Source organism: Sulfurimonas sp. (assembly GCF_026196735.1).
Classification (GTDB): domain Bacteria; phylum Campylobacterota; class Campylobacteria; order Campylobacterales; family Sulfurimonadaceae; genus Sulfurimonas.
This window is the reverse complement of sequence record NZ_JAPHUF010000007.1, coordinates 139,488-153,374: the sequence shown is the minus strand read 5'-3', so window position 1 is coordinate 153,374 and position 13,887 is coordinate 139,488. Positions and strand designations below refer to the sequence as shown.

Genomic DNA, 13,887 nt, shown 5'->3' with positions numbered 1-13,887 from the left:
GCTATTATATTAGCACTTGGAATCGCATCTATATTTACTGCTTGTGAGCGTAATGATTATCAGCATCCTTTACACAGATCTAAATAATATATGAACAAAATGACACTTGGTGTAAATATAGACCATGTAGCAGTGCTTCGAGAAGCAAGAAGAGTAAATGATCCGGATATTTTAAATGCACTTTATGTTGCATGTGCAAATGGTGCTGATCAAATTACTATACACTTGCGAGAAGACAGGCGTCATATACAAGATATTGATGTAAAAGATATCATACGGCATTCTACTCTGCCTGTAAACCTTGAATGTGCGATAGATAAAGATATTTTAAATATAGTCTCTAGTTTAAAACCGCACCGTGCTACTCTTGTTCCTGAAAAAAGAGAAGAAGTAACTACTGAAGGCGGACTTGATGTTTTTACTTATGAAGATGAGATAAGATATGCTATAGAACAGCTGCACGATTCTATCATCCCTGTTTCACTCTTTGTTGACCCGACTATAGAAGCTATGGATAAGTCTAAAGAGTTGGGAGCAGAGATGGTTGAACTTCATACCGGTTCATTTGCAAATATATTTGCTATGCTTAACTCATCACTTTCTTACTCAAATCACTCTATAAAAGAGTTACAGCTTCCCCGCTATGAGCTTCAAAGCAGACTTGAAAAATCATTAGAAGATATTGAAATAGCAGCTAAACATGCAAAAAAACTTGGACTTGAAGTTGCAGCCGGACATGGTCTTAACTATCATAATGTTTCACATATGATGAATATACAAGAGATAACAGAGTTAAATATCGGGCAAAGTATCATTGCAAGAAGTGTTTTTAGCGGCTTGGCAGAAGCTGTTAAAGAGATGAAAAAGTTAACAACTAGATGAGTAAGCCTAAAATTGCTATAAGTGTTGGTGATTTAAACGGGGTTGGAATAGAGATAGCTCTAAAAGCCCATAAAGAGATATCAGAGTTATGTACTCCAATATACTGCATAAACAAATACATGTTAAGTCAAGCTGCCAAACTTCTACATGTAGATTTGCCCGATGACTTAGAAGTATCATTTGTTGATGGTGATTTTGATATCAAACCGGGAGAAATTTCAGTTCCTTCTGGTCGTTACTCTTTTGAGTCATTTATGCACGGAGTTATTCTTTGTCAACGCGAAGAAGCTGATGCTCTTGTAACTATGCCGATTCATAAAGAGGCATGGATGGAATCAGGATTAAAATTCAAAGGGCATACCGATGCTTTGCGTCAGTACTTTAAAAAAGATGCCATTATGATGCTTGGGTGCGAAAAGATGTTTGTTGCTCTATATACTGAACATATTCCACTAAAAGATGTCGCTCATGAGATACAATACAAAAAATTAAAACAGTTCTTTTTAGATTTAAATGAATCCATCCCAAAAGAGCAGATAGCTGTTCTTGGACTAAATCCACATGCCGGTGACAACGGTGTTTTAGGTAATGAAGAGCTTAGAATCACAAAAGCAATAAAAAGCGCAAATCTACAAATTGGTTTTGAGCGGTTTGTCGGTCCCCTTGTTCCGGATGTTGCTTTCACACCACACAATAGAGAAAAATTCAAATACTTTGCTGCAATGTATCACGACCAAGGTTTAACGCCTCTAAAAGCACTCTACTTTGATGAGAGTGTAAATATATCACTAAACCTGCCAATCATCAGAACATCAGTTGATCATGGAACTGCTTTTGATATCGCATATAAGGGAGAGGCAAATACTCTTAGCTATATAAATGCGATTAAGAGTGCTATTGGTTTTATTGCCTAAACTTCTTACTATTTATATCATCAAGGATTACAGTAGCACTATTGTCTAACTCTTTAGCCAGAGAGCCTGTTTTAGTGGCAACATCCAATGAGTTTTGAGTACTACTGTTCATTGAGTCTATAAACTCATTAAAACTATCTAGCTTATCTGCTTGTATTTCCAAACCTTCGACAATAGTAGAGATTGATTGAACTAAAGTGTTAACACTAATATTAATCTCTGAGAGTGATTTTTGAGTTTTCTCAGCAAGCTTTCTAACTTCATCTGCTACAACAGCAAATCCACGACCGTGTTCTCCGGCGCGAGCAGCTTCAATAGCAGCATTTAAAGCCAATAAATTTGTCTGTTCTGCAATATCTCCAATAATATTAATGACATTTTTAATCTCTTGAGACTGCACGCCAACTTCACTTGCCTGCTCAACCATGCTGTTAATACTTACTGTAATATCATGAGTTGCTTCTGAAGTTTTTTGAGTGTTTTCTGACTGATTATTGGCAGCTTCAATAAGTTCTTTTACAAATTCGTTTAGCGAACTTGATCTATTTTGAAGTTCATGTGCGTTATTTGAATTGTTAACCAACATTTTGGATATATCTTCACCCAGTTGATATATCATATCATCAAGCTTTGAATTACAATCAGGACATCCTGCCGTAAAATCCATATTTGTAAACGAAGTCAAACTTTCTTCAATACTGTTTATATCTGAACCAACATTAGCTTCTAGGTTATCCAACATTGAATTAAACACATTTTTTAGGTTTGTAAGAGTTGGATTTGATGTTCCTACACTTATTCTTTTAGATATATCTCCATCAGATATAGCTTTAGTAATCAATGTAGCATTATTTATTAGAGCGATATCTTCTTCAATACTTTTCTTAACCATTTCAATATTTTCATTAATAGAGGCAGATATTCTACCAATTTCATCATTGCTGTTAACTTTGATCGTTTCAGCTTCGTTCGTTTCTTTTGATAAAAATTTAAAGAAATTAGCCAATCCGCCTGAAAAATTATTAAGCTCTTTTATTACATATCTGTTTATAACAAAATACAGCAATATAAATGTAAGGACTTCAAGTAAAAATATCCAAGCAACAGTTATCTTAATAATATTATTTGATGCAGCTATTTGGTCTTCAATCGGAACGACAACTTCTAAAACACCGCGCACATCCCCAAGTTTCCAATCATTTTTAGGAGTATCGGCTCTTGTGTTATGACACTTAACACAAGCATCAGCGACCATATAATCAGCTATAGCCACCCTGATTACTTCTTTACCGTTTAAGGTTTCATACCTTGAAAAAGCTTCCGTAGAGCCTTTGTCAAAATTAGCAAGTGCATCTTTAGCAAATGAGTCTAGTTCTCTTGAAGCACGATTAGGAAATGGATAGCTACTATAAAGTTTTAGCTGCATTCCATCGCCGTTTTCAGAGATTATTTCACTCAAATCATGAACCATAGTTGCCGGAAGTGGGATAGTATCTGCTTTTGATGCATGGTCAAAATTAATCTTCATAGCTTGTTCTTTTTTAACAGGAACAACAACTTTTTTTGTGTAATATTCACGAATTTTTTTGTATTGCTCAACTGTGGCAGCACCTGCTTTTACACTCTGCTGGAGCATATTTTTTTCATTAATAACATTAACGGTATATGCTATAAATATTATACTTATAATAGAGCCGAGTATTACAGGGACAAAGATTTTCATCTTTATTGAGAGATTTTTATACATTGGAGGGAAGTTCCTTAAGTTATTTATATGACAATATTGGCACAAAACAACTTAAGTGGTGGTAAAACCTATATTAAAACTATTCTAATGGTTTTGTATTACAAAGAACTGCTTCAATTTTAGTATTAAAACTTATTGCTACATCACTCCAAGTCTTACCGGCATGAAGATCGTAACATGCTTTGTTTATTGAATTTAATGCTTTAGAGGCAGAAAAATCTAAAATATCAATAACACCCTTTGCTGTAAAGAGTCCTTTGCTAAAGCTATACTTCATCGGTACTGATTTAGTAACACTGTTCATTGTAACATCTATTGTTACTACTCCGGTTCTTGGAGCATCTTTGATTCTTTTATCAGCTTTAATATCTACTATTTTAGCATCTATATTTTTACTACTCATCTGCTCAAAAAAGAATTTAACCAGCGTATCATCACGACCTTTATTTTTAGTGTTAACACTTGTAGTATCTATACTAACTGTTGAACCAACTAAAATAGAACTAAAGTTTTTTCCCATTTTTTCAATTGGAGTATATTTAACAGAGTCAAATATTCCGCCAACACCGGCTTTTGAAGCTGTTTTGTATGCTTCCCAGCTCACATTAACAGCTCCAACTTGAGAGAGTTCACAACTACTTTTTGCACTCGCACTCGCAGAAGCACCCATAGCTATTATCATTAACGACAAAAGAATTATTTTTTTCATGATTTTCCTTAAATTATTTTTCAGTGTGAGTATAACTGCTCATTCTTACAATAAAGTAAACTATTTTATTGTTTTTGAAAAATAATAATATTCTTATTATTGTGGTTGATTATTTTCATATTTAACTCTTTTGCAAGGTACTTAAATGTTGACATGTTAAAAAAACCTATGTGTGTTATATCACGAATATACCACCATTTTAAGAACTTTTCATCATCGCTTGGATGAAAGGCACTCATAAGAAGCAGGTATCCGTTTCTTTTTACATGTGAGAGTAACTTTTTTAACATCTCTAGTGGATTTGCCAAGTGCTCAACGACTTCCGTTGAAGTGATTAAATCATACTCTTTGTCTTCATATATTTTTTTGGGGAAATAAAACAGATCATATCTGTCACAGCTAATATTTCGGTTTTCTAATAAAATGGGCAAGACTTCACCTTCGCCACAACCAAAATCAAGCGCAGTATTTATACTGTTTTTATTCGGCTCTATAAACTCATCTATTAAATTATCGAACATTTGGACATATCCAAGCGACTCAAAATTATTGTGATGTTTATCGTAGTGTTTTTTCTCATGAGTTTCATCTATGTAAAACTTCTCATCCAAAAATATATACTCACATGTCAAACAGGTGTGGTAGATTTTTTGTGTTTTTTTATCACTAATAACATCTGTGTCACTTTGACAGATTTTACATTTTTTCACTATTTTAAAACTGTTTTGCGAACCTACAGCTTACCCGGAACTAAATCAATTTCTTCTAAGAAGTGTTTTAACTGTGAAAGACTGTCTTTTGACATGTCGTTATTATGAGGAAGTGCCAAAACATGCTCTTTACCGCGAATATGAATCTTAGCCTTGTTATGTTTTGTAATCTCAACCTCTGCACCATAATGCTCTAACGCACTTATCAATCTTCTTACATCTATATTACCTGATGCCGGGTGCTCGAACAATTTTTCTATTTTAACTTGATGTTTATGACTCATTTTATTTCCTTATGTTTTATTTTAAATTATACTACTAATTGTCTGTAATCAACGAACAATAATCAAATCTTTTTGCATCTTTGAGAATCCGGCTTTTATATGTGTATCTTTTATCTCATCTTTTATATCTATATAGTAACTGTATAGTGTTTTGTTATCTTTAGTTATCTTCATGCGCAGATAAGAACTAGGCATACTACCTAAGGCTTTTGTTTGTGAGTTTTGATTTGAGTTGCAATGTATATTTCCCTTTGTAAAAACTTCCAATCTTAAATCACAACTATCTTCAAATGTAAATTTGTTTTTAAGAGTGATCTCAATCATTTCATTGGGAGGAAAAACTACAAGCCGCATACATGTTATTTTTTTATCTGAGATGCTGTTATCGTAGATTTTAACAATGGAGTTATCACTGCAGCCACTTAGCAGCACTAACAAAAGAACAAAAACAAAACGCAACAAAATGCTATCTCTTCTTGAATATAAGAAGTGTTTTATCTTCTGTGTCATAAAGTGAAAAAGTCTGTTTATCTATAAGTTTTAAGCCTGAAAGATTTTGAAATGTTTTTATTTTATGAAAATACTGAACTATAGTATCTTGGTACTTTTTATACATGTTATCTTGGTTTTTTTCTGAATTTTCTTTTTGAAACAGAGTAAATTTTGTGTGTAATTCATCATTTTCAAATGCAGCATCAACAACCAAAAACTCTTTGTCTGTATCATTGCTCATAGTTCCTTCTGCAACATCACTAAAACCATAACGGGTATTAATGTCTGCTATAAAGATTCCATCATCATTTAATCTTTGGGCAACTGCATCTAAAAATTTAACAAGTTCCTCTTCATTCAAAAAGTTCAGCACATCAAATATACTGACAACAGCATCATATTTGCCCTGCACTTCACTTACATCTATACACTCAGCGTCAAGACCCTGCTGCTTACACTCTTCAACCATAACAGAGCTAAGGTCAACACCTCTACATGTCACTCCGTCGCTTATCATTCGTTGCATAAATCCGCCGCGACCGCAACCAACATCTAATAGTGTTTTTATATTGTAATCATCTAGTTCTGAGCGGTAGAGGTCGTAAAGAGCCTCAGTAGCTTCTTCGATTCCTAGAAGATGTTCAGCTTTTGCATAAAGGTCTAAATTTGTCATCTAGGCTTTTTGTTCCGCTTGAATAACTTTGTTGATTTTTTCATAGATGTCTAAAACTTCATCTTTTTTAGCGATATAGCTGTTTTTGTTAGCTATAAGATAAGTTGATGATGTCATGATATCTTCTACAACTTCCAAACCGTTTTGTTTCATTGTAGCGCCGGTCTCAACAACATCAACTATCATATCTGCAAGCCCGATGATTGGAGCAAGCTCAATTGAACCGTAAAGTTTGATGATGTCAACAGAAACAGCTCTTTCTTCAAAGTAACGCTTAGTGATGTTTACCATCTTAGATGCCACTTTTATATCGGGCTTGTTAAGGTCAAGTTTTTCACCTTTTTTCATACCGATAGAGACTTTACAGATACCGCGCTTTAAGTCAAGCAATCTAATGACATCCAAGCCCTGCTCTTCTAAAGTATCTAGTCCAACTACTCCGATATCAGCTGCTTGATGATAAACATAGGTTGCCACATCTTGGTTTCTTACAAGTAAAAAACGAAATTTTGGTGTATCTAAAATAAGTTTTCTATCATCAAACTTGAAACTATTACCAAAGATAGTCTCAAAAATCTCTAAAGTCTCTTTTGCAATACGACCTTTTGGAAGTGCAACTGTTAGCATAAATCAGCCTTTTTTATTATCTTTTTCATTGAGTTAAATATCAGTTTATCATCTATTTTAGCGTCTGGAAATATTTTTGCAAACTTTTTTGCATCTCCGCCTGTTAAAAATATCTTTTTATTATGTGACATAACTTCGCTATAAAATGTTTTTAGATATCCATAACTTATGGAATCTTGGGAATTTTTTGGCATTATATCTAAGTCACACTCAAAGTTAAATGAATAATCGAGTGCGGATGAAATATTTTTATAAGTTTCATGCATAGCTTTAATACCCGGATAGATAAAACCACCCTCATATTTTTTATTATTCACTACATCAACAGTAACGGCACTTCCAGCATCTATAATGATTCCATCACTTATCGCTTCACAAGCAACCGCTCTGTCAATACCCATGGTTTCATAGTACTTTGACATATCTACATGTAGAGACAAATCAATCCAGTTTTGCAACTCTTTTAAAGCAGTTTTGACATGTGGATTTACACAGATGTAAAAAACTCTCTCTTTGATACTTGAGGGATTAAACGAAAGAGCATCTTCTTTAAAGTCCTGCTCATCTTTTAAAAAATGGTACGAGGTGTTTCCAATATCACATAGGAGCATTACTGGATTTTCCAGCCTTGAGTTTTAAAGGCATCTTTAGCTTTAGAGCAAAGCGGTGCATCGATAAAGATAATCTTATGCTTAAAATTATGTTCGCAAAACAGAGTCAGCTTTGCATAAATCTCTTCAAATTTGTGAACATCTTTCATCAGCACTCTACTCTTTTGACTAACTGCAAAAATTGCCCAAAAATAGCCAGATACATCCGTAGCTTTATATATTTTTATTTTATTTCTTATACCTAAGTCTTTAGGAGCTACTTCTTGCATTTTTTTATAAATTTTCCCTTTGGCTCTTAGGGAGTCAACTACCATTTGCATATCTATGTTTTCACCTTTTGATTAATTTTATGATTTTATCTAAACAATGCTTATTAAGCTATATTTTTCATAATATTGGTATAATTTTTTTTAAAAAAGGTTGATGTTACTTGAAAGTTTTTTTTCCACTAAAATATAAACTTATGTTTTACACTCTCTTTTTCATTATAGCTTCTTCTGTCACAATGGGTCTGACTGCTGATGGTTATATACACTCTTTTTTTCATAAAGATTTAAAAGATAACTTTAAAGAAGTCTTTTACAGTATCTCTTCAGAACTTAAACGCACCGAAAAACAAGTACTTTCAGATGCTTACTTCATTTCTAAAAACAAATTAATAATAGACTCATTGGATACTATACAAAACTATCAAAAAACAGCAAGCAGCAGAGAGATTGATAAAGAGAAAAAAAAGCTGCTCAAAATAATTTTAGATAAAGGACAAGAGAATTTTAATGATCATATAGCAATATACAACAGCCAACACGAGCTACTTGCTTATACAGATCATGAAGAATATGAGCTATTTCAAGGATTTGTATCTTACAAAAATAAAAAAGCAAGCTATCATACAAAAAAAATCGGCGCAAACAGCCCGTATCATCTGTCTTCTGCGCCGGATCATATAGCTACTAAGCTCTACAAAGCAGCTACATTAAAAAACAACAAAAAAATACTTTATCAACATTCACTTAACTATTTAAATCTAGAGACTACTCACACTATCATCAAAGAAAACCAAAATAAGCCAGATGAGATAATCGGATATGTAAAAATAAACAATAATATTTCAACTAAATATCTAAATAAACAAGTATACAAAGAAAATATAACTGTTGATTACTATTTTAACGACAGCAAAGAAGAGAGAAACACACCCTCGATTTTTTCAAGATTTACAATAATTGACCTGCCCTTGAATGAAGATAAATATAAATATTTTAGCAAAGCAAGCATTCCTTTGGACACTCAGCATGTAGTTTTTACTGCAACAATGGATAAGACGGAACTTTATTCTGCACTTTTAAAAAGCAGATACAATCTGGTAGAAAACATACTTATTATCGTTGTAATAACAGTGTTGATCAGTCTTATCATCTTAAATAGACTCTTATCCATCCCTCTTCGCCGATTAATTAAAGGAATTGATATTATTGCTGATGGCGACTATACATATAGATCAAAAATAAAAAATAATGATGAATTTGGTTTAATCTCTACTCGCTTTAACGAAATGGCCAATGAAATTCAAAAGCGTGAGTATGCTCTTGATTCTATGGTCCAGCAAGACCTGCTCACTAAAATTCCAAACAGATACATGTTTAACGCGCGCCTAGAAGATGCAATAAGCAGAGCAGACAGACTAGGCACTAAAATAGCGGTTTTCTTTTTAGACATTGATGACTTTAAAAATGTAAACGATACTTTTGGTCATAATTTTGGAGATAAACTTCTTGTGCAAGTTTCTTCAAACCTAGTTGAGATAATGCGAAGAAACGATCTCTTAGCTAGAATCGGAGGGGATGAGTTCAATGTGCTTATAGAAGATTTAAACTCAATTGTTGTAGCTGAAGAGATAGCTCAAAAAATTCTTAAACAGCTTACTTTACCGATTATTATTGATAATCACAAGATTAATATAACCGGCAGCATCGGTATATCTATTTATCCACATGACGCAAATAATGCTACATCACTGCTAAAAAATGCCGACTTGGCAATGTACCATGCTAAAGATACAGGTAGAAACACTTACCAATTCTTCAGTGAAGAGCTTAGTGTTTCTCTTAAAAATAGAGCTCTTATGCTCAGTGAGCTAAAATCAGCACTCAAAAAGGGTGAGTTTGACCTTTTTTATCAACCAAAATTTTCACTCAAAGACGGTAGCATATGTAGTGCTGAAGCACTCATTAGATGGAACAACAAAAGACTTGGATTTTTATCACCTGATGCTTTTATCCCTTTAGCCGAAGAGAGCGGAGAAATTGTAAGTATTGGAGCATGGATTATAAAGCAGGCATGTAAAGATTTTGCTTTATGGAAAGAGCTTGGACTAAATATTAAGCAAGTCAGCATAAATGTATCAAATATACAATTTGCCAAGGACAATGTCGTAAAAGTTTTAAAACGCAACATTAAAAACAGCGGTATTTCTCCAAGTTCGTTAGAAGTTGAGATTACAGAGAGTTATATCCAAGACAATAGTGAAGAGGCTATAAAAAAATTACACCAACTGCGCGAGCTTGGGATAGATTTGGCCATAGATGATTTTGGAACAGGTTACTCATCTATGAGCTATCTAAAGCGCCTGCCAATTACTCGCTTGAAGATTGACAAATCGTTTATAGATGACATCCCTCATAACAATGATGATGTAAAGATTACAAAAATCATTGTTGCACTTGCAAAAGTGATGGAGTTATCAATAACAGCAGAAGGAATAGAAACAGTAGAACAAGTCAGTTTCTTGCAAGAACTTGATTGTGATGAAGGGCAAGGACATATATGTTCAAAAGCACTTTCAAGTCATGATTTTGTAGAACTTTTGAAAAATCACACTACTTGGATGAATTTCTTTAAAAACTCATAAATATAGCTCTACTTTATGCGTAGCATGAACAAAATTTATCATCAACTTTTTACATTAATAGTGATATACTCTTGTTATGAAAATTGTAAAAACGAAATTAAATTATCTTAAATCATATCTGCTGTTTGATGTAAATTCTGTAGAAGTTGGCGACACAGTGCCATTTGATATTTTCATAAACAAAGACAAAGATTATGTGATTATTATAGAAGCGGGAACCCTGCTCTCTGAGTCGCTATATACCAAATTAAAAAAACAAGAAAAACTTTATATGTTGTCAAAAGATAAAGATAAACAGATACTAACTTGTGAAACATTAAAATACTATATCAGATATAACCGTGAAAACACAGACAAAAGAGTTAAATTACTATATGAAATTGCTAATGAGTTTTTTGACATGTACCTCTCAAATAAAGATGATAAATTTGATTCAAACTGCGCTAATTTGATTGTTCAATCCATTATCTATCTAATAAAGTACGATGAAAATTTTATGAAAAAGACACTGCCGTTTTTACTAAATGACAATAAATTATCAACTCACTCAATACATGTAGCTATTTATGCAGTAAAACTCGGTGTGCAGCTCAATTTTACTAAAGAGAAATTAACACAAGTCGGTATCGCAGCACTTCTGCACGATGTTGGCTATAAAAAAATCGATAAAATGATAATAGATAAAAAAAACAAACTCACACCACAAGAGACCAAAGAGATTCGTAAACACAGCCAATACAGTGTTGATATTGTCAAAAAAAATCATATACATGACCCATACATACTTGATGCAATTATTCATCATCACGAACGATACGACGGCAGCGGCTATCCAGAGGGCTTACAGAGTGATGAGATAAGTGACTTTGCGTCTATTTTAGCAATTTGTGATGTTTTTGATGCACTAACAAATAATAGACCTCACAGAAAAGAGTACAGCTCTTTTGATGCTTTAAAAATGATGATCAAAGATACATCAATGATGAATAAATTCAACCAAAAGTATCTAATGCTTGGTCTTAAATCTATAACTTAAGGGGTATTTATCTAAAAAAGTAGGGCTTTAATAATTAATATAAGTTAAAGATATATAGGTTATAATATCAACTTAACTTACTTATTTTTAAATACATAAAGGAAATTTATGAAAAAAATATTTAACATACTACTCACCATCTTTATACTAAATACTTCTATATTAGCTGCATCATCAGCTTTGAGCCTAGATGAAGCGATAGAGATTTTAAAATCAAATAACCTAGAAATAAAATCTGCTTCTCTTGATGTTCAAAATGCAAAAGAGAACATATATACAGCTTCGGGTAATCATTGGGGGAAACTTGATTTTATACAAGATTTTGCAACTTCTGATGATGCCGGAAATGTTTTTGGTTTTAAACTTGCCTCTAGAGAAGCTACATTTAACGACTTTGGATTTGCAGATTTTGGAACTATAAGCAATGACACACCTCCTCAAGATTTAAACTATCCTGATTCGAGAAACTTTTTTCAAAGTAAACTAAAGTATGAGATTCCACTCTTTACGGGTTTTAAAATTTCAAGTTATGTAGATGTTATGAAATCTATGAGTAAACTAAAAAAACTTGAAAAATCTAAAGTTATACATGAAAAAATATATGAACTGAGAAAAAGTTTTTACGATATGGCTCTTTTGCGTGAATCAACTCTTAATCTAAATATAATTTTACAAAATATCAACACTCTGCAAAATATTACGCAAAATATGATTGAAGTCGGTTATGCTAAAAAAGTAGACTTGCTGGAAGTTAAAGCAAAAAAAGGTAATGTTGAGAGACTTATATCTCAAATGCACTCAAATCAAAAACTTTTATATCACTACATAAGTTTTTTGCTAAATCAAAAAATAACTGATATAAAAACACCATCTATTAATGTCACAATGCCTCTGTTGTCAAATGAGGAGATACTAAATTCTAATCTAGACATTCAAAGAGCAGCTAGTGGATTGAATGTAAGAAAGAGCATGATTGATGTCTCAAAATCATCGTACTATCCGACACTTGGAGCTTTCGCAGAGGTGTCAACAGCTGATGATAATTTTCTTGGCGATGCATCAGATCATGCATCTTATACTGTTGGAGCAAGACTTACTTGGAATATTTTTAATGGTGGTATAGACAGTGCAAATGTTGAGATGTCACGCCTGGATTTTTTAAAGAGTAAAACACAAGTCGCTCTTGCAAAAAGTGGAATCTCTCTTAAAGTACAAAAAATAAGAACAGAGATTGAGACCTTTGATAAAGATATAGAATCACTTGAAAAAGAGTTGGCACTCGCTGATGAGATATATAAAAACTATGAGGGAAGATACAGAGAAAAACTCTCTTCTATGGCTGATGTTATCATTAAACAGTCTGAACAAATAGAGAAGATATTGCAACTGCAACAAACAAGAAATAAGCGCAACGAGAGAATTTTCGCACTTGAAAAACTAGCAAATGGAGATTTACAATGATAAGCAATAAATTGCAATGCATGAAACCACTAAATGGTTTCAGTAACAAACTTTTAATACTTTTAGCACTTACAGCTTCACTAATAGCAGAGAGCATAACTCTCTCCGGAACTGTTATTAGTGATAACAAAAAAATGATTACAAGCCGTTTTATGGGTTTTGTTACTGAAGTAAAAGTTTCAGAAGGCGATTATGTAGACAAAGGTCAACTGCTATATACAATCGATTCAAAAGAGATTGACTCTGCTCTTACACAAGTTCAACTTGGTATTTCACAAGCACAGCTTTCTCTTCAAATGTACCAAAACCAATATACAAATATAAAACTAAATTTAGAGCGACACAGAAGGCTTTTGGCAAAAGACATGGTCTCAAAATTTGAAGTTGAAAATCTTGCCTTAGCTGAACAAAATCTCGCTAATATGATTATTATAGCAACCAAGCAGGTTGAACAAGCAAAAGCACAACTCGCAGAAGTTAAGAATCAATATAAGTACTTAAACATAAAAGCTCCAAACTCTGGTGTTATAGTTGCCAAAAATATTAAAGTGGGCGAAATGGCTATGCCTGGTGTGCCGGCAATTGTTTTATCAGATTTAAGCAATCTAAAAATATCTGCTGAAATAGCAGAAAATGATTTATCACGCATAAAACATGGAACAAGAGTAACTGTAAACATACCTTCTTTAAATATTAGCACCATAGGAAAAGTAAGCGCAATAATCCCAAGTTCAAACCCTATGACACACACTTTTAAAATAAAAGTATCGTTTAAAAACATATATAAGTCTGTATATCCTGGTATGTATGCCACTGTCATAGTACCATAA

General features: G+C 33.0%; 15 protein-coding genes. 6 read left to right on the top strand and 9 right to left on the bottom strand.

The features are described from left to right. Positions 1-99 precede the first annotated feature (99 nt). Both OQK60_RS04080 and pdxA read left to right on the top strand, forming a co-directional pair. Positions 100-882, top strand: coding sequence for a pyridoxine 5'-phosphate synthase (locus OQK60_RS04080; protein WP_297684811.1), 783 nt, complete (start codon positions 100-102; stop codon positions 880-882). Next, positions 879-1,796, top strand: a complete 918-nt coding sequence (gene pdxA, locus OQK60_RS04075) for a 4-hydroxythreonine-4-phosphate dehydrogenase (RefSeq protein WP_297684331.1) — start codon at positions 879-881, stop codon at positions 1,794-1,796. The genes OQK60_RS04080 and pdxA overlap by 4 nt, the downstream gene beginning before the upstream one ends. Here pdxA and OQK60_RS04070 read toward each other — a convergent pair. The 9 genes from OQK60_RS04070 to OQK60_RS04030 all read right to left on the bottom strand — a co-directional run bounded on the left by OQK60_RS04070 (position 1,786) and on the right by OQK60_RS04030 (position 7,969). Then, positions 1,786-3,543, bottom strand: coding sequence for a methyl-accepting chemotaxis protein (locus OQK60_RS04070; protein WP_297684329.1), 1,758 nt, complete (start codon positions 3,541-3,543; stop codon positions 1,786-1,788). The genes pdxA and OQK60_RS04070 overlap by 11 nt on opposite strands. A 79-nt stretch (positions 3,544-3,622) precedes the next feature. Continuing rightward, entirely contained in the window at positions 3,623-4,252 is a 630-nt protein-coding gene (locus tag OQK60_RS04065) for a YceI family protein (protein ID WP_297684327.1), read from the bottom strand. Between the two features lie 65 nt (positions 4,253-4,317). After that, on the bottom strand, positions 4,318-4,962 hold the full coding sequence (locus OQK60_RS04060; protein WP_297684325.1) for a class I SAM-dependent methyltransferase: 645 nt from the start codon (positions 4,960-4,962) through the stop codon (positions 4,318-4,320). 23 nt (positions 4,963-4,985) lie between these two features. Further along, positions 4,986-5,246, bottom strand: coding sequence for a hypothetical protein (locus OQK60_RS04055; RefSeq protein WP_297684323.1), 261 nt, complete (start codon positions 5,244-5,246; stop codon positions 4,986-4,988). Positions 5,247-5,294: 48 nt separating this feature from the next. After that, on the bottom strand, positions 5,295-5,705 hold the full coding sequence (locus OQK60_RS04050) for a hypothetical protein (protein ID WP_297684321.1): 411 nt from the start codon (positions 5,703-5,705) through the stop codon (positions 5,295-5,297). A 7-nt stretch (positions 5,706-5,712) separates the two neighbouring features. Continuing rightward, positions 5,713-6,411: a class I SAM-dependent methyltransferase gene (locus OQK60_RS04045; RefSeq protein ID WP_297684319.1), complete on the bottom strand. Its 699-nt coding sequence runs from the start codon at positions 6,409-6,411 to the stop codon at positions 5,713-5,715. After that, on the bottom strand, positions 6,412-7,038 hold the full coding sequence (gene hisG / locus OQK60_RS04040) for an ATP phosphoribosyltransferase (protein ID WP_297684318.1): 627 nt from the start codon (positions 7,036-7,038) through the stop codon (positions 6,412-6,414). Next, the gene (locus OQK60_RS04035) at positions 7,032-7,649 is read right to left on the bottom strand and encodes a type III pantothenate kinase (protein WP_297684315.1); all 618 of its coding nucleotides are present in this window, start codon (positions 7,647-7,649) and stop codon (positions 7,032-7,034) included. Before OQK60_RS04035 ends, hisG begins: the two co-directional genes overlap by 7 nt. Further along, positions 7,649-7,969 (bottom strand): hypothetical protein, encoded by a 321-nt coding sequence (locus OQK60_RS04030; protein ID WP_297684313.1) that lies wholly within the window; start codon positions 7,967-7,969, stop codon positions 7,649-7,651. The genes OQK60_RS04035 and OQK60_RS04030 overlap by 1 nt, the downstream gene beginning before the upstream one ends. 110 nt (positions 7,970-8,079) lie before the next feature. Here OQK60_RS04030 and OQK60_RS04025 point away from each other — a divergent pair, with 110 nt between their 5' ends. From OQK60_RS04025 to OQK60_RS04010, 4 genes are all read left to right on the top strand, one after another. Next, positions 8,080-10,560: an EAL domain-containing protein gene (locus tag OQK60_RS04025; protein ID WP_297684311.1), complete on the top strand. Its 2,481-nt coding sequence runs from the start codon at positions 8,080-8,082 to the stop codon at positions 10,558-10,560. A gap of 76 nt (positions 10,561-10,636) precedes the next feature. Further along, positions 10,637-11,596: an HD domain-containing phosphohydrolase gene (locus tag OQK60_RS04020; RefSeq protein WP_297684308.1), complete on the top strand. Its 960-nt coding sequence runs from the start codon at positions 10,637-10,639 to the stop codon at positions 11,594-11,596. Positions 11,597-11,704: 108 nt separating this feature from the next. Then, positions 11,705-13,057, top strand: coding sequence for a TolC family protein (locus OQK60_RS04015; RefSeq protein WP_297684306.1), 1,353 nt, complete (start codon positions 11,705-11,707; stop codon positions 13,055-13,057). Next, positions 13,054-13,887 carry an efflux RND transporter periplasmic adaptor subunit gene (locus tag OQK60_RS04010; protein ID WP_297684304.1) on the top strand — a complete coding sequence of 278 codons (834 nt, stop codon included), beginning with the start codon at positions 13,054-13,056 and terminating at the stop codon, positions 13,885-13,887. The genes OQK60_RS04015 and OQK60_RS04010 overlap by 4 nt, the downstream gene beginning before the upstream one ends.